17 protein-coding genes are annotated in these 22,638 nt (G+C 67.7%); 11 read left to right on the forward strand and 6 right to left on the reverse strand.

Features of this window, described 5'->3' with window-relative positions:
• The first annotated feature begins 99 nt into the window (after positions 1-99).
• Together otsB and otsA are read left to right on the forward strand one after the other, a co-directional pair.
• Positions 100-852: a trehalose-phosphatase gene (gene otsB / locus G3N94_RS09505; RefSeq protein ID WP_205792126.1), complete on the forward strand. Its 753-nt coding sequence runs from the start codon at positions 100-102 to the stop codon at positions 850-852.
• The gene (otsA, locus tag G3N94_RS09510; RefSeq protein WP_205792127.1) at positions 849-2,228 is read left to right on the forward strand and encodes an alpha,alpha-trehalose-phosphate synthase (UDP-forming); all 1,380 of its coding nucleotides are present in this window, start codon (positions 849-851) and stop codon (positions 2,226-2,228) included. The genes otsB and otsA overlap by 4 nt, the downstream gene beginning before the upstream one ends.
• Positions 2,229-2,355: 127 nt before the next feature.
• On the opposite strand, the gene G3N94_RS09515 is transcribed toward otsA, so the two are convergent.
• Positions 2,356-4,194 (reverse strand): ABC transporter ATP-binding protein, encoded by a 1,839-nt coding sequence (locus tag G3N94_RS09515; RefSeq protein WP_205792128.1) that lies wholly within the window; start codon positions 4,192-4,194, stop codon positions 2,356-2,358.
• Positions 4,195-4,763: 569 nt separating this feature from the next.
• Here G3N94_RS09515 and G3N94_RS09520 point away from each other — a divergent pair.
• A complete protein-coding gene (locus tag G3N94_RS09520; protein WP_205792129.1) occupies positions 4,764-5,828 on the forward strand; it encodes a glycosyltransferase family 4 protein in 1,065 nt (354 codons plus the stop codon).
• A gap of 241 nt (positions 5,829-6,069) precedes the next feature.
• Complete coding sequence (locus G3N94_RS09525; RefSeq protein ID WP_205792130.1) at positions 6,070-6,948, forward strand: hypothetical protein; 879 nt, start codon at positions 6,070-6,072, stop codon at positions 6,946-6,948.
• A 107-nt stretch (positions 6,949-7,055) separates the two neighbouring features.
• Here the strand turns inward: G3N94_RS09525 and gudD are convergent, their stop codons facing one another.
• Complete coding sequence (gudD, locus tag G3N94_RS09530; RefSeq protein ID WP_205792131.1) at positions 7,056-8,408, reverse strand: glucarate dehydratase; 1,353 nt, start codon at positions 8,406-8,408, stop codon at positions 7,056-7,058.
• A gap of 296 nt (positions 8,409-8,704) precedes the next feature.
• Here gudD and G3N94_RS09535 point away from each other — a divergent pair, with 296 nt between their 5' ends.
• On the forward strand, positions 8,705-9,466 hold the full coding sequence (locus G3N94_RS09535; RefSeq protein WP_205792132.1) for a FadR/GntR family transcriptional regulator: 762 nt from the start codon (positions 8,705-8,707) through the stop codon (positions 9,464-9,466).
• Between the two features lie 207 nt (positions 9,467-9,673).
• Here the strand turns inward: G3N94_RS09535 and G3N94_RS09540 are convergent, their stop codons facing one another.
• The 3 genes from G3N94_RS09540 to pdxY all read right to left on the reverse strand — a co-directional run bounded on the left by G3N94_RS09540 (position 9,674) and on the right by pdxY (position 14,343).
• Complete coding sequence (locus G3N94_RS09540) at positions 9,674-10,822, reverse strand: branched-chain amino acid ABC transporter substrate-binding protein (protein WP_205792133.1); 1,149 nt, start codon at positions 10,820-10,822, stop codon at positions 9,674-9,676.
• A 324-nt stretch (positions 10,823-11,146) separates the two neighbouring features.
• Positions 11,147-13,306: a phospholipase C, phosphocholine-specific gene (locus G3N94_RS09545; protein ID WP_205792134.1), complete on the reverse strand. Its 2,160-nt coding sequence runs from the start codon at positions 13,304-13,306 to the stop codon at positions 11,147-11,149.
• Between the two features lie 176 nt (positions 13,307-13,482).
• Positions 13,483-14,343: a pyridoxal kinase PdxY gene (gene pdxY, locus G3N94_RS09550; RefSeq protein WP_205792135.1), complete on the reverse strand. Its 861-nt coding sequence runs from the start codon at positions 14,341-14,343 to the stop codon at positions 13,483-13,485.
• Positions 14,344-14,509: 166 nt separating this feature from the next.
• Between pdxY and G3N94_RS09555 the strand changes: the two genes are divergently transcribed.
• Positions 14,510-15,574, forward strand: a complete 1,065-nt coding sequence (locus tag G3N94_RS09555) for an alpha/beta hydrolase (protein WP_205792136.1) — start codon at positions 14,510-14,512, stop codon at positions 15,572-15,574.
• Positions 15,575-15,692: 118 nt separating this feature from the next.
• Here the strand turns inward: G3N94_RS09555 and G3N94_RS09560 are convergent, their stop codons facing one another.
• Entirely contained in the window at positions 15,693-16,691 is a 999-nt protein-coding gene (locus G3N94_RS09560; protein WP_205792137.1) for an LLM class flavin-dependent oxidoreductase, read from the reverse strand.
• Between the two features lie 627 nt (positions 16,692-17,318).
• Here G3N94_RS09560 and hpnI point away from each other — a divergent pair.
• The 5 genes from hpnI to G3N94_RS09585 all read left to right on the forward strand — a co-directional run bounded on the left by hpnI (position 17,319) and on the right by G3N94_RS09585 (position 22,610).
• Positions 17,319-18,491, forward strand: a complete 1,173-nt coding sequence (gene hpnI, locus G3N94_RS09565; protein WP_205792138.1) for a bacteriohopanetetrol glucosamine biosynthesis glycosyltransferase HpnI — start codon at positions 17,319-17,321, stop codon at positions 18,489-18,491.
• Positions 18,492-18,586: 95 nt separating this feature from the next.
• A complete protein-coding gene (hpnJ, locus tag G3N94_RS09570) occupies positions 18,587-20,029 on the forward strand; it encodes a hopanoid biosynthesis associated radical SAM protein HpnJ (RefSeq protein ID WP_346778676.1) in 1,443 nt (480 codons plus the stop codon).
• Positions 20,030-20,032: 3 nt separating this feature from the next.
• Positions 20,033-20,917 carry a hopanoid biosynthesis-associated protein HpnK gene (hpnK, locus tag G3N94_RS09575; RefSeq protein WP_205792140.1) on the forward strand — a complete coding sequence of 295 codons (885 nt, stop codon included), beginning with the start codon at positions 20,033-20,035 and terminating at the stop codon, positions 20,915-20,917.
• Complete coding sequence (locus G3N94_RS09580) at positions 20,914-21,966, forward strand: lysylphosphatidylglycerol synthase domain-containing protein (RefSeq protein WP_205792141.1); 1,053 nt, start codon at positions 20,914-20,916, stop codon at positions 21,964-21,966. The genes hpnK and G3N94_RS09580 overlap by 4 nt, the downstream gene beginning before the upstream one ends.
• A gap of 86 nt (positions 21,967-22,052) precedes the next feature.
• Positions 22,053-22,610, forward strand: coding sequence for a hypothetical protein (locus G3N94_RS09585; RefSeq protein ID WP_205792142.1), 558 nt, complete (start codon positions 22,053-22,055; stop codon positions 22,608-22,610).
• Positions 22,611-22,638 lie beyond the last annotated feature (28 nt).

The following is a 22,638-nucleotide window of genomic DNA, read 5'->3' on the forward strand; positions in this document are numbered from 1 at the left end:
ACCGGTTTCGACCATCTCGGGCCCAAGGCGCGGTAAGATGCGCACAATTCCTTACGCGTAGCGGCGGGCCTGTGGGCCGCCGCCCGGACTATCGAATCGATGCAATCCATTCCGGCTTCCCTGTCCCTGACCGATACCGCGTTCTTCTTCGACTTCGACGGCACGCTCGTCGAGCTGGCGCCTACGCCCGACAGCATTCACGTCCCGCCGTCCCTGCTCACGCTGCTCGACGAACTGCGGCGTCGCTCGCACGGCGCGGTCGCGATCCTGTCCGGGCGCGGCATCGACAGCATCGACCAGTTCCTGAAGATGCCCGACCTGCCGGTCGCGGGCCTGCACGGCGCGGAGCGGCGCGATGCAAACGGCGACACGCAGCGCATCGGCTTCAACGACGCGCGCCTGTTGCGCATCGAGCGTGAGCTCGCGGCTGTCGTCGACCGCAATCCGGGGATGCTGCTCGAAATCAAGGGTGCGGCGGTTGCGCTGCATTTCCGCAACTCGCCCGAGCGCGAGCCGGTCGCGCGCGCGGCCACCGAGCGGCTCGTGGCCGACTACGCGGATGCGTACGTGCTGCAGCCGGGCAAGATGGTGTTCGAGATCAAGCCGAAGGGCGTCGACAAGGGGCGCGCGCTGGCCGCGTTCCTTGACGAGCCGCCATTCGCCGGTCGCAGGCCGGTGTTCGCCGGCGACGACCTGACCGACGAGAAGGGCTTTGCGGTCGTCAACGCGCGCGGCGGCCTGTCGATCAAGGTCGGCGCGGGCGAGACGTCCGCGCGTACGCGCCTCGACTCGGTCGACACACTGCACGCGCAGATCGCGCAATGGCTCGGCACGGGAACGCAGCCCGCATGAGCCGTCTGATCATCGTTTCAAACCGCGTCGCGCCGATTTCCGAAGGCGAGCCGGCGGCGGGGGGGCTTGCGATCGGCGTGTACGACGCGCTGAAGGAAACCGGCGGCATGTGGTTTGGCTGGAGCGGCGAGGTGGTCGCGTCCGGCGCGCCGCAGATCCGCGTCGAGGAGCACGGGCCCGTCACGTTCGCGACCATCGGCCTGTCGCGGCGCGACTACGAGCAGTATTACCGCGGGTTCTCGAACGCGACGCTGTGGCCCGCGTTCCACTACCGCGCGGACCTGATCCAGTACGACCGCCACGAGTTCGAAGGCTACGCGCGCGTGAACGTGTGGCTCGCGCAGCAACTCGTGCCGTTGCTGCAGGACGACGACGTGATCTGGGTGCACGACTACCACCTGATCCCGTTTGCCCGCGCGCTGCGTGCGGCCGGCGTGAAGAACCGCATCGGCTTTTTCCTGCATATTCCGTTTCCGGCCGCACAGGTGCTCGTCAACGTGCCGCCGCATCGCGAGCTCGTCGAGGCGCTGTGTGCGTTCGACCTGCTCGGTTTCCAGACCGAACCCGACCTGCGCGCGTTTTGCGATTACGTCGAATCCGAGGCGGACGGTACGATCGAGCGCGACACACGCACGGTGACCGTGCGCGCGTTCGGGCAAACGCTGCGCGCGGCCGCGTATCCGATTGGCGTGCATCCGGACGAGATCGCGTCGCTCGCGCAGGCGGGTGAACACGGCAAGGCCGTGCGCACGCTTGCGACGTCGCTGCGCGGCCGCCAGCTGATCATGAGCGTCGACCGGCTCGATTACTCGAAGGGGCTCGTCGAGCGCTTCCGCGCGTTCGAGAAGCTGCTCGAGCACGAACCGTCGCACCGCAATCGCGTGTCGTTCCTGCAGATCGCACCGTCGACCCGCGCGGAACTGCGCGCGTACCAGGATATCCGCCTGCAGCTCGAAGCGGAGTCGGGCCGCATCAACGGACGCTTTGCGGAGCTCGACTGGGCGCCGATCCTCTATATCCACCGGCAGTACGACCGCCAGTTGCTCGCCGCGCTGTACCGGCTCGCGCGCGTCGGCTACGTAACGCCGCTGCGCGACGGGATGAACCTCGTCGCGAAGGAATATGTGTCCGCGCAGAATCCGGACGATCCGGGCGTGCTGGTGCTGTCGCGTTTCGCGGGCGCCGCGCGCGAGCTGACGGGCGCGCTGATCGTCAATCCGATCGACATCGCGGGGATGGCCGAAGCGCTGTCGCGGGCGCTGTCGATGCCGCTCGCCGAACGGCGCGCGCGCTATGCGGACATGATCGCGCAACTGCGCGAGAACAACGTGTCGGTGTGGCGCGACAACTTCCTGCGCGATCTGCAGCACGCGTGACGCTCGTCCCGGCGCGCCGGGCGCCGGGTGCCGGACACCGGTTCGGCGGAACATGAAAAAAGCCGCAGTGCGTGATGCACTGCGGCTTTCTCTTTTGCGGGACGCGCGTGGTGGGACGTGCGCCGCGTCAGGCTGCGCGTTCGCCGGTCGGCGCGCCGCCGCCGTCGGGTGCTGCATGATGATGGCGGCCGTGCTGCTTCGCGAGCAGGTCGCGGTACAGGCCCGGGCGGTTGCGCAGGACTTCCGGGCTGCCGTCGTCGATCACCTTGCCGCTGCTCATCACGATGATCCGGTCGAAGTTGCGCAGCGTCGACAGGCGGTGCGCGATCGCGATCACCGTGCGGCCGACCATCAGCCGGTCGAGCGCGCTCTGGATCGCTTCCTCCGATGCGCTGTCGAGCGCGGACGTTGCCTCGTCGAGCAGCAGGATCGGCGCGTTCTTCAGGATCGCACGCGCGATCGCGATGCGCTGGCGCTGGCCGCCCGACAGCTTGACGCCGCGGTCGCCGACGATCGTGTCGTAGCCTTCGGGCATCGCCTCGATGAACTCCGCGCAGCGCGCGTCGCGCGCGGCGGCGAGCACTTCGTCGCGCGTCGCGTCGGGGCGGCCGTACGCGATGTTGTCGTAGATCGTCCGGTGCAGCAGCGAGATGTCCTGCGGCACGAGCGCGATCGCGTGGCGCAGGCTGTCCTGCGTGAGCGACTTCACGTCCTGGCCGTCGACCTTCACGACGCCGTCCTGCGTGTCGTAGAAGCGCTGCAGCAATGCGAGCACGGTCGACTTGCCGGCGCCGGACTTGCCGATCAGGCCGACGCGCTGGCCCGGTTCGATATGGAGGTCGAAGTGATCGAGGATCGCGCGACGATGCGGATACGCGAACGTCACGCGCTCGAAATCGACGCGCCCGCCGCGCGCCGCGAGCGCCACCGCATCGGAGCGGTCCGGCATCCCGTGCGGCTCGAGCAGCGTCTTCACTGCTTCGGACAGGCGCGCGATGTGCTGCGTGACGTCGACGAGCGCGACCGCGAGATCGCGCGTGCCGTGCAGGATCGTGAAGCCGAGCGAGCTGACGAGCACGATGTCGCCCGACGTTGCGCGGCCCTGGTCCCACAGCCACAGCGCCCAGCCGAGCAGGCCGGCGGACAGCATCGCGGTGATCACCGCGTGCAGCAGGCGCAGCTTTTCCAGATAGAGCAGGCTCTGCTGGCGCGCGTCCATCTCCGCCTTCACGGTCGCGCCGAAGCGCTTCTGCTCGCGCAGCGTCATCCCGAACGCGCGCACGAGGCCCATGTTGCCGATCACGTCGACGAGCTCGCCGTCGACCGCCGCCGCCTTCGCCGCGAACGTGTGATGGCGTGCGGAGCCGCGGCCCGCGAGCTTGAACAGCACGACGGACAGCACGGCCGAGCAGCCGAGCAGGCCGGCGGCCATCAGCGGGTTGACGACGATGATCATCAGGATCGCGCCCATCACCGCGATGCACGGCGGAAGCACGTTCCACGCCATCGTGTTCTCCGACGTGTAGACGGCGTTCGACGTCGCGGTGATGCGGCTCGCGAGCGTACCGGGCTGCTTCTCGGAGTAATAGGTCGGTGAGTGGCCGATCAGGTACTGAAACAGGTCGCGCCGCAGGTCGCCGGTGACCGCGACGAACGTATGCGCGGCGGCCCAGCCGCCGACCCGCCACAGCAGGTTGTCGGCGGCGATCAGCCCGACGAGCAGCGCGAATGCGCTCCACAGCGGGCCCGGATGGTGGCGGCCGGTCGCGAGCACGTCGATCAGGTGCTTGATCGCGTATTGCGAGCCGAGTGCGCAGCCGACGGCGGCCAGCACGCTGACGAGCACGATCAGGTGCGCGACCGGATGCAGGCGGATGTAGCGGAACAGGAACGCGAGCGGACGGTGCGCGTAGCTCGACAGCTTCGCGTTGTAGGCGTTGCGCTGGGCAGGGGTGAGAGCTTCCAAAATGTGCGTGCGGTGAATCGATGGTTGAACGTCGCGGCCGGATCGCCTGCAGGATTTCGTCCCGACGTAATCCGCCATTGTAAACAACGCCCGGCATCGCGCCGCGCGAATCTTGCCGTCGGCAGAGGGCGCACGTTCAATTTTGAGATAAAATCCGGCATCCCGTGCTGCGCGCGACGCACCGTAATTTCGGTGCCGGATCACGCCGTACGCGGCGAGGGATGCCGAAAAAGGCCTTCCACTCTAGAACGGACACCCAAGTCCGCGGGTTGCAAAGTGTTGCCGCTTTGTAACAAAGTAAAGAGTTTGAAATGTCGTGCGCCGTCTCGGGATTAACCCTAGATAATCGGCTCCGGGTTCGCGTCTTGGTCTTTTTACGAACCCCTGTCAACGGGTCTTCGTTTCAAACGTTCTATGCCTGTCGCGTCGCCGACGCTCCTTGAGCAGCGCGGGTTCGACGCTGCCAGCAGGCCAATTCGTCCGATGTCTGGATGACATGCATCCCGCCGGGATCGCCGGCAGGCTGCCGACCCAAGCCTGGTTTATTGCCGATTTTTTAGGAGTTACGCATGCGAATCGCCCAAATCGCTCCGTTGCACGAAGCGGTTCCCCCGAAGCTGTACGGTGGTACCGAACGGGTGGTGTCCTACCTGACCGAAGCACTCGTCGATATGGGGCATGACGTCACGCTCTTCGCGAGCGGCGATTCGCAAACGTCGGCGAAGCTCGAAGCCGTCTGGCCGCAGGCGCTGCGCCTCGACCCGACGATCCGCGACGTGATGGCCCCGCACATGCTGCTGCTCGAGCAGGTGCGCCGCCGCGCGGACGAGTTCGACGTGCTGCACTTCCACATCGACTACTATCCGTTCCCGCTGTTCTCGCGCCAGCCGGTGCCGCATCTGACGACGCTGCACGGCCGCCTCGACCTGCCGGAACTGCAGCCTATCTTCAATACGTTCAGCGACGTGCCGGTCGTGTCGATCTCCGACAACCAGCGCATCCCGCTGCAGCAGGCGAACTGGCTGCAGACGACCTACCACGGCCTGCCCGAAAACCTGCTGACGCCGATCCCGGACGTGAAGCCGAGCTACCTCGCGTTCCTCGGCCGTATCTCGCCGGAGAAGCGCGTCGACACGGCGATCCGCATCGCCGAGCAGGCCGGCATGCCGATCAAGATCGCCGCGAAGCTCGACAAGGCCGATCGCGCGTACTACGAAGAGAAGATCAAGCCGCTGTTCTCGCTGCCGCACGTCGAGTACATCGGCGAGATCAGCGAATCCGAGAAGACCGAATTCCTCGGCAACGCGCATGCGCTGCTGTTCCCGATCGACTGGCCGGAGCCGTTCGGCCTCGTGATGATCGAGGCGATGGCGTGCGGCACGCCGGTGATCGCGTTCAAGCGCGGCTCGGTGCCGGAAGTGATCGACAACGGTGTGTCGGGCTTCGTCGTCGAGGACGAGCTGTCGGCTGTCGCCGCGGTCAAGCGCCTGAACACGCTGCCGCGTGAGAAGGTCCGTGCGGCGTTCGAAGCGCGCTTCTCGTCGAAGGTGATGGCACAGAACTACGTGAAGGGCTACGAAGAGCTGCTGCGCCAGAAGCGCCGCACCGTGCTGCGCGAAGTCAACGCAGGCTGATCGCCGCCGCCGCCGGCCGGATTTCGTCGGCCGGCCGTCGCATCGACGCCCCGTCCGGGTTTTCCGGCGGGGCGTTGTCACATATGCAGCGCCAATCTGTTGTATTCTCGCCGCGCCCGGCGGACATGAACACGCCGAACGCGGTCGATCACACGAGCCGTTCGTCTGTCCAGACGGTAATGTCCCTATAATGGCCGTGCCGCGAAATCCGGCCCCGCAGATCATCGAGAGGAGAGCAGTCTTGGCGAGAACGAAATCCACGCGCGCAGCCCCGGCCCCCGGCGCCGGCGTGATCTTCGCGTTGCGCGCGATCGGTCTCGTGCTGCTCGCGCGGTGGCTGTTCTCGATGTCGGAGATGGGCTATCGCGAGTCGCTGTCGGCGATGGCGTCGTCGCCGTGGGCATTCGTCTACCTCGTGCTGATGTTCCTGCTGCTCGCGTTGCCGGGCGCGGCCGCGCGTGCCGAGCGTCCGTTCCATCCGTTGCCGCAATGGCTGCGCCAGGCGCTCCGCTTCTTTGCACTGATCGGTTTCCTGTTCGCAGTCTGGTCGATCGGCGCGTACGGGCTGGTGGCCGGCTGGCGCCGCGCGCTGCACGCGGTGACGGCGACCAACGGCTGGCTCATCGCCGCGCCGGCGCTGTATGCGGCCGTCGTCTGGATCTGCCGGCCGCGGCCGCTATGGCGCACCAACGTCGCCGCGCGACGCTTCGCGGTCGGCCGCTACGCGATCTCCATCGATACCCTCACGCGCACCGCGATTGTGTGGATGGAAAGCCGCAAGGTCGGCCAGTACGATGCGCGCGAGCTGTCGGTGCGCTGGCCGAATGGGGCAGCGACCGTTGCGGACGATCCGCCGGGCGGTGATGCGTCGGGTAGTGATGCGTTGGGCGGCGCTCCGTCAGGCGGCTCTGCATCAGGCGGCGCCGCGCAGGGCGGCAGGCCGCAGGGCACGCCGCCGCGCCGCGCCAGCTTGTTCAAGCGGCCGAAGGTGGAGCTGTTGTGGGATTCGCCCGCGGCCGTCGGCCATAACCGGCAGATCGTGATGCGCGCGCCGCTCGCGACCGATGGCGACCGCGTCGCCGCGCTCGCACTCGACGCGGCGCTCAAGCAGATCCACTGATCGGGCTCGCGCGCCGGGCGCAGCCAGCCGGCAAAGGACGCGCAATGATCGTTCGCGGGTTGCCGGCGGCCTTCACCTGAGCGCATTCGGCGTCGCGCTTGCCGCGCTCAGCGCACGAGGCACGGGCGCTTGTTGTTGAACGTCCACCCAGGGATCAGGTACTGCATCGCCGCCGCGTCGTCGCGCGCGCCGAGGCCATGCTGCCTGTACAGTTCATGCGCGACCGCGACTGCGTCCATGTCGAGTTCGATCCCGAGCCCCGGACGCTTCGGCACTTCCACCAGTCCGTTCTCGATCTTCAGCGGCTCGCGCGTGAGGCGCTCGCCGTCCTGCCAGATCCAGTGCGTGTCGATCGCGGTGACCTTGCCCGGTGCGGCTGCCGCGACGTGCGTGAACATCGCGAGCGATACGTCGAAGTGGTTGTTCGAGTGCGAGCCCCAGGTCAGGTCCCAGTCGCGGCACATCTGCGCGACGCGCACGGAACCCTGCATCGTCCAGAAGTGCGGATCGGCGAGCGGAATGTCGACCGCGTGCAGCTGCACCGCATGGCCCATCTGCCGCCAGTCGGTCGCGATCATGTTGGTCGCGGTCGGCAGCCCCGTCGCGCGGCGGAATTCCGCCATCACCTCGCGGCCCGAGTAGCCGTTTTCAGCACCGCACGGGTCCTCCGCATAAGCCAGCACGTGATGGAGGTCGCGGCACAGCCGCACGGCCTCGTCGAGCGACCACGCACCGTTCGGGTCGAGCGTCACGCGCGCGTCGGGGAAGCGTTCGGCGAGCGCGGTCACGGCCTCGACCTCGCGCGCGCCGTCGAACACACCGCCTTTCAGCTTGAAGTCGTTGAAGCCATAGCGCGCATGCGCGGCCTCGGCGAGCCGCACGACCGCGTCCGGCGTCAGCGCGGGTTCGTTGCGTACGCGCGTCCAGTCGTCGGTCGCGCCACTGCTGTCACGGTACGGCAGTGCGGTCTGCGTGCGGTCGCCGACGTAGAACAGGTAGCCGAGCATCTCGACGCGTTCGCGCTGCTGGCCTTCGCCGAGCAGCGCGGCGACCGGCACGCCGAGGTGCTGGCCGAGCAGGTCGAGCATCGCTGCCTCGAGCGCGGTCACCGCGTGGATCGTCGTGCGCAGGTCGAAGGTCTGCAGGCCGCGGCCGCCGGCGTCGCGGTCCGCGAAGCGGCGGCGCACGTCGTTGAGCACCGCATGATGGTTGCCGACCGGCTGGCCGACGACGAGCGCGCGCGCATCGTCGAGCGTGCGGCGGATGCTCTCGCCGCCCGGCACTTCGCCGACCCCGGTGCGACCCGCGCTGTCCTTCAGGATCACGAGATTGCGGGTGAAGAACGGGCCGTGCGCACCGCTCAGGTTGAGCAGCATGCTGTCGTGGCCGGCAACCGGGATCGCTTGCAGGTCGACGATGCGTGGCGTGTCGTGAACGGGCGGGGTAGTGGCGGCAGTCATGGGCGGCGTTGGCGAAAGGGGGAGCGGGGTGGGCGGCGTCGCGCACGGCAAAAGCTTTGCCGCGCGCGGCAGGAGGTGCGATCATTCGACAACCGACGTGCGCGGATCGTCTACGGACGCCGCACGACGCATGAATCCACGATAGCGGTGCGAAAGGCTCGATGCCAGGAGACGAATACAGCGATCATCAGTCGTCGGATGACTTGTGACGCAGTATAATGAATCATCGCCTTTCGCTCATACCCCGCGTAAACCCTCGGCTTACCGATACGATCATTCAATAAGGAACCGGCCACATGTCCGTGCCTACGCTCCCCGCAGCGCCGCGTCGTCGCGCGCGCAGCCTCGCACAAGATGTCGTCGACGCGCTGACTGCGCAGATCGAGAACGGCACGCTGCGTCCTGGCGACAAGCTGCCGACCGAAACCGAAGTGATGGCGACGCAGGGCGTGAGCCGCACGGTCGTGCGCGAAGCGATCTCGCGGATGCAGGCAAGCGGCCTGATCGAGACGCGCCACGGCATCGGCAGCTTCGTGCTCGAGCCGTCGCGCCGCCAGGCGCTTGGCATCGATCCCGCGACGATCACGACGCTGCGCGACGTGCTCGCGGTGCTCGAGCTGCGCATCAGCCTGGAAAGCGAATGCGCGAGCCTCGCCGCGCAGCGCGCGAACGACGCGGATCTCGCCGCGCTGCGGCGCGCACTCGACGCGATCGCGGCGGGCTCGGGCGGCGGCCGCGATACCGCGCAGCTCGACTACCAGTTCCACCTGCAGATCGCGCAATCGACCGGCAACCGGTATTTCGTCGACATCATGTCGCAGCTCGGCACATCGATCATCCCGCGCACCCGCGTGAATTCCGCGCGCTTCGCGGGCGACGATCTCGAGCGCTACGTCGGCCGGCTGAACCACGAGCACGAGGACATCTACGAGGCGATCGCGCGCCACGACCCGGAGGCCGCACGCGCCGCGATGCGCACGCACCTGACCAACAGCCGCGAGCGGCTGCGCCGCGCGCACGAAGCGGCCGAGGCCGAGCGGGGCGTGCACGCGGAATGATGCGCGACCAGGCGGCCGGCCCGGCAGGGCGGGACCGCCTTCGGTCAGACGGCTGGCCGGATGTTTTTAATGTCAGTCATCGTATAATATCGCCAGCTTGTCGGCTGGCAATGAACCTTCCCGGCGACGCGGCGGCCCGCAGCAAGCGGCAAGCGGCAAGCGGCAAGCGGCAAGCGGCAAGCGGCAAACCGCCAGCCGCCCGCGCGATCAACCCCCCTTCGTCACGATCGTCTTCCAGTCACCGCCCTTCACCTGGTACAGCGTCGACATCCCGCTCTTGAGCGAGCCGTCGTGCGCGAACGAGATGCGGCCGGTGATCCCTTCGAAATCGACTTTCCTGAGCGCCGGGCGATAGACCTTCGGGTCGGTCGAGGCGGCCGCCTGCATCGCCTTGATCGCCGCCCACGTGGCGTCGTAGCCGAACTGCGCGTACGACAGCACGTCGACGCCGAAGCGTTTCCTGAAGCGCTGCTCGAAGTCCTTCCCTTGCGGCAGTTCGTCGAGCGGCCGGCCGTATTCCCACGCCATCGCGCCTTCGGCGGCGGGTCCCGCGATCTTGATGAACTCGTTGTCCTTCACGCCGCCGCCGCCGACGAACTGCGCATTCAGCCCGAGCTGGCGCATCTGCTTGATGAAGTTCGCGGCGAGCGAATCGAGCCCGCCGAAGAAGATCAGGTCGGGATTCTTGCCCTTCAGGGTCGTGATCTGCGCGCGGAAGTCGACCGCCTGGTTGTTCGTGAATTCGCGCGCGACGATCGAGCCGCCGGCCGCCTTCACGGCCTTCTCGAATTCGTCCGCTTCGCCCTGGCCGAACGCAGTGCGATCGTCGACGATCGCGATGCGCTTGGCTTTTGTCACGTCGACCGCGTACTTGCCCGCGTTGCCGGCGTTCTGGCCGTCGGTCGCGATCACCATGAACATGTTCGCGAGCCCGCGCGACGTCAGCGTCGGGTTGGTTGCGGCCGGATCGATCACGGGGATGCCGGCCTTGTCGTAGACGACCGACGCCGGAATCGTCGTGCCCGAGTTGAAGTGGCCGACGACGACCGACACGCTCTGGTCGACGAGGCTTTGCGCGGCCTGCACGCCGATCCGCGGGTCGGCCTGGTCGTCCTGCACGACGAGGTCGAAGTGCACCGGCTTGCCGGCGATCTGCACCTTCTGCGCGGTGGCGTCGTCGAGCGCGAGCTGGACACCGTTCTGCAGGTCCTTGCCGTAGCCGGCGTTGACGCCGGTGAGCGGCGCGGCGAAGCCGACCTTGACGTCGGTTTCCCCGGCCGCCAGCGCGGCCTGGTGCGTGAACACCGCAAGTGCGGAGGCGAGCGACAGGGACAGCAGCGATGGGCGGAATGTCATGTTCGTTCCTTGGGCGGCGAGACACGAAAACGCGCGCAACAGCGCACGCGGGCGACGCTTCTGCGGGCCCGGCCGAACGTGGGCCCGAGCGTCTGACGACGAGTTATAGGGGGCCAAATTGGGCGAGTCTTGTCGATTCGGCGCACGAAACGTGCGGATTTCCGCACAATTCAGACGCGACAACGGAGAGCGGCGATGAGGGAATTCCCGCGCCGGAGACTGGCGGGGCGGGTGGGGCGAGCGCGGCGGCAGGCGCCGCGCCCGCAGCGACGGGGCACCGGCCGTATCGAACGGCCGGCGCATCGCGATGGCGCTACTGTGGCGTTATTCAGCCCCGGATTCCGACTGGGACCCGGACGCGTCGTCGGATTCGGACTCGGCGGCCGGCGCGGTCCGGATCAGCGGATCGCTCGTGCTCGGGCGGCCGGTTTCGACGTGGCCGGAGAAGCGGCGCAGGAAGCCGAGCGGCTTGCTGTCGGTGATGGTGAGGTCGTACCAGCCGTGGCTGCCGCGCAGGTCCCAGTAATCGTCGACCCGCGCGCCCGGCTCGAGGTCGAACACGCGCGGATGGGCGTGGCCATATGCGCTTGTGACCTTGAGCCGCACGGGCCGGTGGCCGCGGTTCATCAGGCGCAGCGTGATGTTGCCGTTCGCGACGTCGAAGCCGTAGATCACTTCAGGGTTGATGCTCGCGGGCCCGACCGCAAGCGCGGCGGGGCTGCGGAAGTGGCAGTAGAAGCCGTTCGGGCCGTACACGTCGAGGTCGTACAGGCCGAGTGACGGTGCCGGACTCCAGGTATCGGAGATTCGCTTGCCGGCTGCGGCCGTGTAGGTCCACGGGCCGTCGACACGGTTGCGCGCCTGGACCTGGAACGCCGCACCGGCGCTGCCGGTGTTCGCGAAGGTCAGCCGGAACTGGCCGCTCGCGTTGTCGATCCGGCCATACGCGAACAGCTCGTACGGCAGCGCGCGCGCCGGCCGCAGGCCGTGTTCCTGCTTCGGCAGATGCTGCTCGACGGGCGGAACCGGGATGTAGTCGGGATGGCGGTTGCGATCGGGCGGCGCGTAGCCGCTCGTGTCGGGCAGTTGCGGCCAGCTTGCGTCGGGCGTCGAGAAGTCGAATGCGGACGTCAGGTCGCCGCACACCGCACGGCGCCACGGCGACACGTTCGACGCGGTGACCGCGTACTGCGCGCCGAAGCGCGCCTCGATGAATTGCAGCAGCGACGTGTGATCGAAGGTCTGCGAGCAGACCCATCCGCCCTTGGTCCACGGCGACACGACCAGCATCGGCACGCGCGGCCCGAGGCCGTACGGGCCGGCCATGTGCGACGCGTCGCCGGGGAATGCCTCGTTGGTGGTCGCGACCGTCGACAGCCCGTTGTCGCGCGACTGCGGCGCGAACGGCGGCGGCACGTGGTCGAAGAAGCCGTCGTTCTCGTCGTAGGTGATGAAGAGCGCGGTCTTGCTCCACACGTCCGGGTTCGACACGAGCGCCGCCAGCACCTGCTCGATGTACCACGCGCCGTAGTTCGCCGGCCAGTTCGGGTGCTCGGAGTACGCTTCCGGCGCGCAGATCCACGATACCTGCGGCAGCGTGCCGTTCTTCACGTCCTGCTGCAGGATGTCGAACAGCGTGCCGCCAGCGCTGATGTTGGTGCCGGTGCGCGCGTTGTCGTACAGCGGCGTGCCGGGCAGCGCGGTGCGGTACTGGTTGAAGTAGAGCAGCGAGTTGTCGCCGTAGTTGCCGATATACGGGTTCTGCGTCCAGCCCCACGAGCCGTTCGCGTCGAGCCCGGTGCCGACGTCCTGGTAGATCTTCCACGACACGCCCGAGTTCTGCAGCACTTCCGGATAGGTCGTCCAGCCGTAACCCTTCTCGTCGTTGCCGAGCACGGGGCCGCCGCCGATGCCGTCGTTGCCGACATAGCCGGTCCACATGTAGTAGCGGTTCGGGTCGGTCGAGCTCGGGATCGCGCAGTGGTACGCGTCGCAGATCGTGAATGCGTCGGCGAGCTGGTAGTGGAACGGGATGTCGTCGCGCTTCAGGTACGCCATCGTCGTCGTGCCCTTGTTCGGCACCCACTGGTCGTAGCGGCCCTTGTTCCACGCGGCGTGCATGTCCTGCCAGCCGTGCGGCAGGTCCTGCAGGAACTGCATGCCGAGCTTGTCCGCGCGCGGGTGGAACGGCAGCAGCTCGGCCGGGCCGACCGGCTGATGGAACACCGACTTGCCGTTCGCGAGGCGCAGCGGGCGCGGGTCGCCGAAGCCGCGCACGCCGCGCAGCGTGCCGAAATAATGGTCGAACGAGCGGTTCTCCTGCATCAGGATCACGATGTGCTCGATGTCGCGGATCGTGCCGGTGCGGCGGTTGGCGGGAATCGCGAGCGCGTCGCGGATCACGGGCGGGAACAGATTCAGAGTTGCGGCGCCGGCGGTGCCGGCGGCCAGACGCAGGAAGTCACGGCGATTCTTTTGGGTCATGTCTCGGTTCCGATACGGAAGGGAATGGACGCCTTGAAGCGGCGACTGGAATCGTCCGGACCGGGGCGGATTGCATGGCCCCGATCCGTGCCGCCGCGAGCATAGCGAGCGAACGGTGAAATTCGGATGAAGAAACGAAAACGTTTGCGCGACAGTTTTTTTGCGATAACGCGTCGTCACACGTCCGTGACCCACGCGCCGAACCACTCGCTCGGGCTCGCGATCTCGTCCTGCGCGGCGATGAGTTCGAGCTCGTAGCGGCGCGCGTCGTAGGTGGCCTTGACGACCGCGTGCACGGCCGCGAGCGTGTGCTCGAACGCCGCGCGCACCGAGTCGCCGCGCAGCCGCCGGGCGACGAAGATGGCGCTCGTCAGGTCGCCGACGCCGACCGGATGGCGCGGAAACGCGTACAGCGGACGCTGGCCGATCCATGCCTCCGTTTCGGTGACGGCCAGCATGTTGAAGCGGTCCGCCGGGCTGTTGCGGTCGTGCAGGTGTTTCACGAGGATGATCTGCGGCCCGCGGCGGATCAGCGCGCGGCATGCGTCGACCGCTTCCGGGACGGTCTCGATGCGGCGTCCGGCGAGCTTCTGCAGTTCGGTGTGGTTCGGCGACATGCCATCGGCAAGCGCGGGCATCTCGTGGACGATGAACTCCTCGACACCCGGTTCCGGGCGGATGCCGCCCGTCTGTCCCATCGCCGGATCGCAGAAGTACCACGCGTTCGGATTCGTCGCCTTGACCGCGCGGACGATCTCGACCGTCGCGCGCGCCTGCGCGGGGGAGCCGAGGAACCCCGACAGCACCGCGTCACAGCGCTTGAGCGCGCCGATCGCGGCGATGCCGTCGACGAGCTGCTCCATTTTCGGGGCGTCGATCGCGCTGCCGGCCCAGTGGCCGTACTGCATGTGGTTCGACAGCTGGACGGTGTTGAGCGGCCAGACATTCACGCCGAGGCGCTGCATCGGGAACACGGCCGCACTGTTGCCCGCGTGGCCGTAGATCACGTGAGACTGAATGCTGAGGACGTTTTTCATGGGTATTCGCCTGCACGCGGATCAGGGTCACGTCACACGATACCCGAGTTTCCCGCATGCGAGAAAGTCGCGCGGTCGCGGACTGTTGCGCGCTGTCGTCAGCGCGACCGCGTAGAATCGCGGGGCGCGGCGCTGTCCGCGTGCGTTTCCACTTATCGTGTCCGTCATGCTTTCGATTTGCAAGATGTTGTCCGCCTCACGTGCCGCCGTGCTCGGCGCGTGCTTCGCCGCCGCGTGCGCGGCGTCCGTCGCGACTGCGGCGACGCCCCCGTCGGGCGGCACCGACGAGCCCGCTTACGGTCCGCGGCTGGAGGGCTTCACGTATCCGGAGCCCGTGCACCGCTATGCGTTCGTGTCGCAGCGCGAGACCCTCGAGATGATGTACATGGACGTGCAGCCCGGCCATCCGAACGGCCGCACCGTCGTGCTGCTGCACGGGAAGAACTTCTGCGCGGCAACCTGGGAGGAATCGATCGCGGTGCTGAGCCGTGCCGGCTATCGCGTGATCGCGCCCGACCAGATCGGCTTCTGCAAGTCGTCGAAGCCCGAGCGCTACCAGTACAGCTTCCAGCAGCTCGCGCACAACACGCATGCACTGCTCGAGTCGCTCGGCGTGAAGAGCGCGACGCTCGTCGGCCATTCGACGGGCGGCATGCTTGCGATCCGCTACGCGCTGATGTACCCGAAGGCGACCGAGCAGCTCGTCCTCGTCGACCCGATCGGCCTCGAGGACTGGAAGGCGCTCGGCGTGCCGCCGCTGTCGATCGACTACTGGTATGCGCGCGAGCTGAAGACGACGGCCGACGGCATCCGCCGCTACGAGCAGGGGACGTACTACGCGGGCAAGTGGTCGCCCGCGTACGAGCGCTGGGTGCAGATGCTCGCCGGGATGTATCGCGGGCCCGGTCGGGACGCGGTCGCGTGGAATTCGGCGCTGGTCTACGACATGATCTTCACGCAGCCGGTTGTCTACGAGTTCGGCGCGATCCGCGTGCCGACGCTGTTGATGGTCGGCGACAAGGACACGACCGCGATCGGCAAGGACGTCGCACCGCCGGATCTCCACGCGAAGCTCGGGCACTATCCGGAGCTCGCGAAGCGTACGCAGGCGGCGATTCCCGGTGCGCAGCTCGTCGAGTTCCCGGCGCTCGGCCATGCGCCGCAGCTCCAGGATCCGGACACCTTCCACAAGGCGCTGCTCGACGGGCTCGCGCAGGTGCATCCGCAGTGATGTAGATGCAGGTGCGCCGGGCGCGTCCCGGCGCACTGGCGCACTGGCGCACTGGCGCACTGGCGCCGGCGCCGGCGCCGGCGCCGTGGCTGGTGCCGTCGACGGCACCGTGGCCGGTTTAGCGCGCTTCGCTCGCGAGCTCGTCGCGGATCTGCGCGGCAAGCTCGAACGACCGCAAGCGCGCCGCGTGGTCGTAGATCTGCGCGGTGATGATCAGCTCGTCCGCGCCGGTCTGCGCGATCCGGTCGCGCAGCCGGTCGCGCACGGTGTCACGCGAGCCGACCGCGGCGAACGACAGCGCATGCGCGACGTTCGCGAGCTCGAGTTCGTTCGCTTCGAGCACGTCGACGGGCGGCGGCAGCTTGCCCGGCGTGCCGCGGCGCAGGTTCAGGAACTGCTGCTGCAGCGACGTGAACAGGTGCCGCGCGTCGTCGTCGGTATCCGCCGCGAACACGTTCACGCCCACCATCGCATGCGGTTTCGGCCACGCGGCCGACGGCCGGTACTGCGCGCGGTACAGTTCGAGCGCGCGCATCAGGTAGTCCGGCGCGAAATGCGACGCGAACGCGAACGGCAGGCCGAGCATCGCGGCGAGCTGTGCGCTGAACAGGCTCGAGCCGAGCAGCCAGACCGGCACGTCGAGCCCGGCGCCAGGCACCGCGCGCACGCGCTGGCCGGGCGCCGGTTCCGCGAAGTAGCGGAGCAGCTCGGCGACGTCGTCGGGGAACGTGTCGGCGCTGCCGATCAGGTCGCGGCGCAGCGCGCGCGACGTGGTCTGGTCGGTGCCGGGCGCGCGGCCGAGGCCGAGATCGATCCGGCCCGGGTACAGCGACGCGAGCGTGCCGAACTGCTCGGCGATCACGAGCGGCGCATGGTTCGGCAGCATGATGCCGCCGGAGCCGACGCGGATCGTCTGCGTGCCGCCCGCGACGTGGCCGATCACGACGGCGGTCGCGGCGCTCGCGATGCCGGGCATGTTGTGGTGCTCCGCGAGCCAGTAGCGGCGGTAGCCCCAGCGCTCGGCGTGCTGCGCGAGATCGAGGGTGTTGCGGAATGCCAGCGCGGCGTCGGCGCCGGCCGGAATGGGGGCAAGATCGAGTACGGAAAACGGAGTCATCGGATGGCCTTCGAACGGGGTCGCGCGGTGATGCGCGGACGCAACAGATCGGTCGATTTTGCCAAAGGGTGCCGGAACGTGCTGACGGCGCGCGGATACCCCTGACGACATCAGGGGTGCGTGAAATACGATTTCCGATTGTTTCCAAAATTGCTGTAATGATCGGTAAATTACCGATTTTTACGAAGATTGGGTACGAAACCGTACGGAGACACAAAAAAGCACGAAAGGCCTTCGCACGAAGACTGCAATACGCCTGCAAAGCGCTTACGCTAAGGTGAACGGGATTGCACCGGAATGGTTCTTCTTTTCGGGAATGTGCCGATTTTGCACCAGTCCGTTGCCTGGGTCGCCAAGCGCTCGATGCCGCTGACTGCTAAAATCCGGCGCTTGTCCATGTCTTGCTGACTGACAGGACCGTTACCGTTCATCTTCCTGCGTCCCGCCCGGGCGTCGCGCGGGGAGTGCCTCGCAAGAGGGGGCATGGCCGTTTTCGGGTATGGAGTCCCCCCATTCAGACGCTGCCGGAACAAGGAGTCGGGTCGTGCCCGCGTTCGTCCCAATCGGATCACCCAGTACACACACCATCGATGCCCGCCGCGGTTCCGCCGCCGGAGGGCGCCTCGCATGACGCCTGCCGCAACGCTCATCGACTGGCTGCTGATCGCGTTCACGCTCGCCGCTGCCGGCTATGCGCTCGTCGCGGCGTTCGCGCCGCGGCCGCGCACGCCGCGCACGGCCGCGCGCGACGGCTTCGATCCCGTCAGCGTGCTGAAGCCGCTGTGTGGCGCGGAGCCGCACCTGTACGAGAACCTCGCGACCTTTTGCGAACAGCGCCACCCGCGTTACGAGGTGCTGTTCGGCGTCGCGTCGGCGGGCGACCCGGCGGTTGCGGTCGTCGAGCGGCTGCGCGCGGACTACCCTGAATGCGACATCACGCTCGTGATCGACGCGCGCGTGTACGGCAAGAACCTGAAGGTCAGCAACCTGATCAATCTCGCCGAGCGGGCGAAGTACGGGCGCATCGTGATCGCCGACAGCGACATCGCGGTGAAGCCCGATTATCTCGAGCGCGTGACGGCGCCGCTCGCCGATGCGTCGGTCGGCGTCGTCACGTGCCTGTATCATGCGCGCAGCGTCGGCGGATTCTGGACGCGGATCGGCGCGCAGTTCGTCGACGCATGGTTTGCGCCGTCGGTGCGGATCACGCACCTCGGCCGCTCGAGCCGCTTCGGTTTCGGCGCGACGCTCGCGCTGACGCGCGACACGCTCGACCGGATCGGCGGCTTCAAGGCGCTGAAGGACGAGCTGGCCGACGATTTCTGGCTCGCCGAGCTGCCGCGCCGGCTCGGCCGGCGCACGGTGCTGTCCGAGGTCGAGGTCGCGACCGACGTGATCGAAGCGTCGTTCGGGCCGCTCTGGCACCGCGAGACGCGCTGGCTGCGCACGATCCGGTCGCTGAACCCGGCCGGTTTTGCGTTCCTGTTCATCACGTTCACCGCGCCGTGGCTCGCGATCGGCGCGGGGCTCGCGCTGCGTCTGGATGGCACGTTCGCCGGCACGCTGGTGGGCACGGCCGCCGCTGCGGGCACGTTCGGGCGGCTCGTGCTGCATGCGCGCGGCGAAGACGGCTGGCGCGCGTTCTGGCGCGATCTGCCGCTCGTCGCGGTGCGCGACACGCTGCTCGCGCTCGAGTGGCTCGTCGCCGCGTTCGGCACGCAGGTCGTGTGGCGCGGTGCGAGGATGACGGTCGTCGGCGGCGAGCGCGCGACGGCCGTGGAGGGCGTCGACGGCCGCTGAGCGGCGTCGCACGTACCAACCCCAATTCCGAGAGCGGGCGCCCGTGTGGGCGGCCCGCGGTTTTTTTTACTAGATTCTTGAAACGAACTCGAACTATGCAGGCTACCGGAGCATTCATGAAAACCCTGTTCTTGCAGGCCCCTTCGTACGACGGCTTCGACGGCGGCGCCGGGTCCCGCTACCAGGCGAAGCGCGAAATCCGTTCCTTCTGGTACCCGACGTGGCTCGCGCAGCCGGCCGCGCTCGTGCCGGGCAGCCGCGTGCTCGATGCGCCGGCCGACGGCCTGTCGGTCGAGGAAACGCTGAAGATCGCGAACGACTACGACCTCGTGATCATCCACACGAGCACGCCGTCGTTCCCGACCGACGCGATGTTCGCGCAGGACCTGAAGAAGATGAAGCCGTCGATGCTGGTCGGCATGGTGGGTGCGAAGGTGATGGTCGATCCGCACAACTCGCTTACGGCGAGCGAGGCAATCGACTTCGTGTGCCGCGAGGAATTCGACTACACCTGCAAGGAAATCGCCGAAGGCAAGCCGTTCCCACAGATCAAGGGCTTGAGCTGGCGCGCGAAGGACGGCTCGATCGAGCACAACGAAGCGCGTCCGATCCTCGAGAACATGGACGAACTGCCGTTCGTGGCGCCCGTCTACAAGCGCGACCTGAAGATCGACAACTACTTCATCGGCTACCTGAACTATCCGTACGTATCGATCTACACGGGCCGCGGCTGCAAGTCGCGCTGCACCTTCTGCCTGTGGCCACAGACGGTCAGCGGCCATCGCTACCGCACGCGCTCGGTCGAGAACGTGCTCGCGGAAGCGAAGTGGATCCGCGACAACATGCCGGAAGTGAAGGAACTGATGTTCGACGACGACACCTTCACCGACGACCTGCCGCGCGCTGAAGCCATCGCCATCGGCCTGGGCAAGCTCGGCATGACGTGGTCGTGCAACGCGAAGGCGAACGTGCCGTACAAGACGCTGAAGGTCATGAAGGAAAACGGCCTGCGCCTGCTGCTGGTCGGCTTCGAATCCGGCGACGACCAGATCCTCGTGAACATCAAGAAGGGCGTGCGTACCGATTTCGCACGCCGCTTCAGCGCGGACTGCAAGAAGCTCGGGATCAAGATCCACGGCACCTTCATCCTCGGCCTGCCGGGCGAGACGCAGGAAACCATCAAGAAGACGATCGAGTACGCGAAGGAAATCAATCCGCACACGATCCAGGTGTCGCTCGCCGCGCCCTATCCGGGCACGACGCTCTACAAGCAGGCCGTCGAAAACGGCTGGATGGAAGAGAACAAGACCATCAACCTGGTGAGCAAGGAAGGCGTGCAGCTCGCGGCGATCGGCTATTCGCACCTGTCGCGCGACGAGATCTATCACCACCTCGAGCAGTTCTATCGCCAGTTCTACTTCCGTCCGTCGAAGATCTGGGAAATCGTCCGCGAGATGCTGACGAGCTGGGACATGATGAAGCGCCGTCTGCGCGAGGGCGTGGAATTCTTCCGTTTCCTGCGCGCGCACGAGGCCTGATTCGTGACGACCGAGCGGGCGGCGCGGGCGCTCATCTTCACCGCGGACGACTTCGGGCTGCATCCGCGCGTCAACGCGGCGGTCGAGCGCGCGCATCGCGACGGCGTGCTGAACGCCGCGAGCCTGATGGTCGCCGCGCCGGCCGCGGCCGATGCGATCGAACGCGCGCGGCGGCTGCCGTCGCTCGCGGTCGGCCTGCATCTCGTCCTCGCGGACGGCCCGGCCACGCTGCCCGCGCATGAAATCCCCGCGCTCGTCGGCGCCGACGGGCGGTTTGGCGACGCGATGGCGAAGGACGGCTGTCGCTTCTTCTTCCTGCCGCACGTGCGTGCGCAACTGCGCCGCGAGATCCGCGCGCAGTTCGACGCGTTCGCGGCGAGCGGCCTGCCGCTCGACCACGTGAACGCGCACAAGCATTTCCATCTGCATCCGACCGTGCTGTCGATGATCATCGAGATCGGCCGCGACTACGGGCTGCGCGCGGTGCGGCTGCCTTACGAGACGAGTGCGCCCGCGCTGCTCAAGCCGTGGATCGCGCTCGTGCGCGCGCGGCTCGACCGTGCCGGGATTGCGCACAACGACTACGTGGTCGGCATCGAGCACACGGGCGGGATGGACGAGGCGGTGCTGCTCGACGCGCTCGCGAAGCTGCCGCCGGGCGTCGGCGAGATCTACTGCCATCCGGCCGAGGCCGGCGACGGTCCGATCACGCCGACGATGGCCGGCTATCGTCCGGTCGACGAACTGGATGCGCTGCTGTCGCCGCGCGTCGCCGCCGCGCTGAAGGCGGCGGGCGTCGCGACCGGCGGCTTTGCCGACGTGTTCGGCCAGCCTTCGCCGTCGCGCGCACCGCGCGCGGCGCGCCAACCGGGAGCGCAGCCGTCGTGAGCAAGTGGATCAAATGGCTCGGCTGGCCGATCGGCATCGGGCTCCTGCTCGTGCTGGGGCTGCATGAAGGTGTCGGCGACGTCACGCAGATGATCGGCCGCGCGGGGTTCGCGCTGCTGTGGCTCGTGCCGTTCCATGCGCTGCCGCTGCTGCTCGACGCATATGCGTGGCACCTGCTGCTCGACAAGCGCAGCTCGCTGCCGTTCCTGTGGTGGATCGCGACCGTGCGCGAGGCCGTCAACCGGCTGCTGCCGGTGGTCGGGATCGGCGGCGAGCTCGTCGGCATCCGGCTCGCGCGCTGGCAGGTGCCGGACGCGAGCCGCGTGACCGCGTCGGTGATCGTCGAGGTGCTCGTCACGATCGTCGTCCAGTACGCGTTCGCGGCGCTCGGCCTCGTGCTGCTGCTCGCGTCGACGCACGAGATGAGCGGCGGCACGATCGGCCTTGCGCTCGTGCTGTCGCTGCCGCTGCCGGTGCTCGGCGTGGTGCTGATGCGGCGCGGCGGGATCTTCCATGCTATCGAGCGGTTCGCGAGCCGGCTGCTCGGCGATTCGCACCGGCTGCTGCAGGGCGTCGACGGCAAGCGCCTCGACGCGGACATCGACGCGCTGATGTCGCGCACGGGGCTCCTGTTCAGCGCATTCTTCTGGCAATTGGCCGGCTATGCGGTCGGTGCGCTCGAGATCTACTGGGCGCTCGAACTGCTCGGCCATCCGGTGTCGATCGGCGGCGCGCTCGCGATCGAGGCGATGACGCAGGCCGCGCGCCACGCGGCGTTCATGGTGCCGGGCGGCCTCGGCGTGCAGGAGGCGACCGTCGTGCTGCTCGCGCAGATGTTCGGCGTCGACCGCGACACGGCGCTGTCGCTCGCGCTCGTGAAGCGCGCGCGCGAGGTCGTGTTCGGCTGTCTCGCGCTCGGCTCGTGGCAGCTCGCGGAGCTTGCGCATACGCGCCGCAGGATCAACGCGCCCGTGCCGCGTGCGCCGCAGCCGGCGCGTGCGCACGCAACAGAAACAGCATCGGAAGCCGAAACCGAAACGATGCACTGAACGAGACGGGCCGCGCGCCCGTCTCGCGCTTTTGGCGCCACGCGGGTATGCTTGCCGCGTGTTTGTCCCGATGCGGCTTGCTCCCGATGATTTTCCGTTTCCGGCTGTTCCCCGTCGCCGTAGTGGCCGCAATGCTGGTGTTATCCGGTTGCGACGACCAGCAAAGCGAGTTCAACGTGCAACGTCTCAAGGATTTCTTCAACGCGATCAAGCCTGCGCCGCTGTTGCTGAAGGGGCTGAAGCCCGGCGAATCGACCGAGGCCGACATCCGCGGCACGATGGGCAAGCCGGACACCGAGCGGGTGTTCACCGACGGTTCGAAGCGCCTCGAGTATCCGCGCGGCCCGATGGGCAATCAGACCTGGTTCGTCGACATCGACGCGAACGGGCGCTACACGGGCGCGACGCAGGTGCTCACCGCGGCCAACTTCGCGAAGGTGCAGCCCGGGATGAGCGAGGACGAGGTGCGGCGCCTGCTCGGCAAGCCGTGCGAGATCGCGGAGTATCCGCTGAAGCCCGAAATCGTCTGGAGCTGGCGCTGGCTCGAGGACGGCGTCAACACCGACGCATTCTTCAACGTGCATTTCGGCCCCGACGGCCTCGTCTATACGACGTCGCGCTCCGACATTCTGAAAGGGCACTGACCCAGTGACCGCCCCCCGGCGCTATATC

This window comes from Burkholderia sp. Ac-20353, assembly GCF_017104785.1.
GTDB lineage: Bacteria > Pseudomonadota > Gammaproteobacteria > Burkholderiales > Burkholderiaceae > Burkholderia.

Coding starts and splice junctions, on each gene's coding strand:
- otsB (WP_205792126.1), top strand. CDS start 100: ATGCAATCCATTCCGGCTTCCCTGTCCCTGACCGATACCGCGTTCTTC.
- G3N94_RS09520 (WP_205792129.1), top strand. CDS start 4,764: ATGCGAATCGCCCAAATCGCTCCGTTGCACGAAGCGGTTCCCCCGAAG.
- gudD (WP_205792131.1), bottom strand. CDS start 8,408: ATGACTGCCGCCACTACCCCGCCCGTTCACGACACGCCACGCATCGTC.
- G3N94_RS09545 (WP_205792134.1), bottom strand. CDS start 13,306: ATGACCCAAAAGAATCGCCGTGACTTCCTGCGTCTGGCCGCCGGCACC.
- G3N94_RS09540 (WP_205792133.1), bottom strand. CDS start 10,822: ATGACATTCCGCCCATCGCTGCTGTCCCTGTCGCTCGCCTCCGCACTT.
- pdxY (WP_205792135.1), bottom strand. CDS start 14,343: ATGAAAAACGTCCTCAGCATTCAGTCTCACGTGATCTACGGCCACGCG.
- hpnJ (WP_346778676.1), top strand. CDS start 18,587: ATGCAGGCTACCGGAGCATTCATGAAAACCCTGTTCTTGCAGGCCCCT.
- otsA (WP_205792127.1), top strand. CDS start 849: ATGAGCCGTCTGATCATCGTTTCAAACCGCGTCGCGCCGATTTCCGAA.
- G3N94_RS09585 (WP_205792142.1), top strand. CDS start 22,053: ATGATTTTCCGTTTCCGGCTGTTCCCCGTCGCCGTAGTGGCCGCAATG.
- hpnI (WP_205792138.1), top strand. CDS start 17,319: ATGACGCCTGCCGCAACGCTCATCGACTGGCTGCTGATCGCGTTCACG.
- G3N94_RS09535 (WP_205792132.1), top strand. CDS start 8,705: ATGTCCGTGCCTACGCTCCCCGCAGCGCCGCGTCGTCGCGCGCGCAGC.
- G3N94_RS09560 (WP_205792137.1), bottom strand. CDS start 16,691: ATGACTCCGTTTTCCGTACTCGATCTTGCCCCCATTCCGGCCGGCGCC.
- G3N94_RS09555 (WP_205792136.1), top strand. CDS start 14,510: ATGCTTTCGATTTGCAAGATGTTGTCCGCCTCACGTGCCGCCGTGCTC.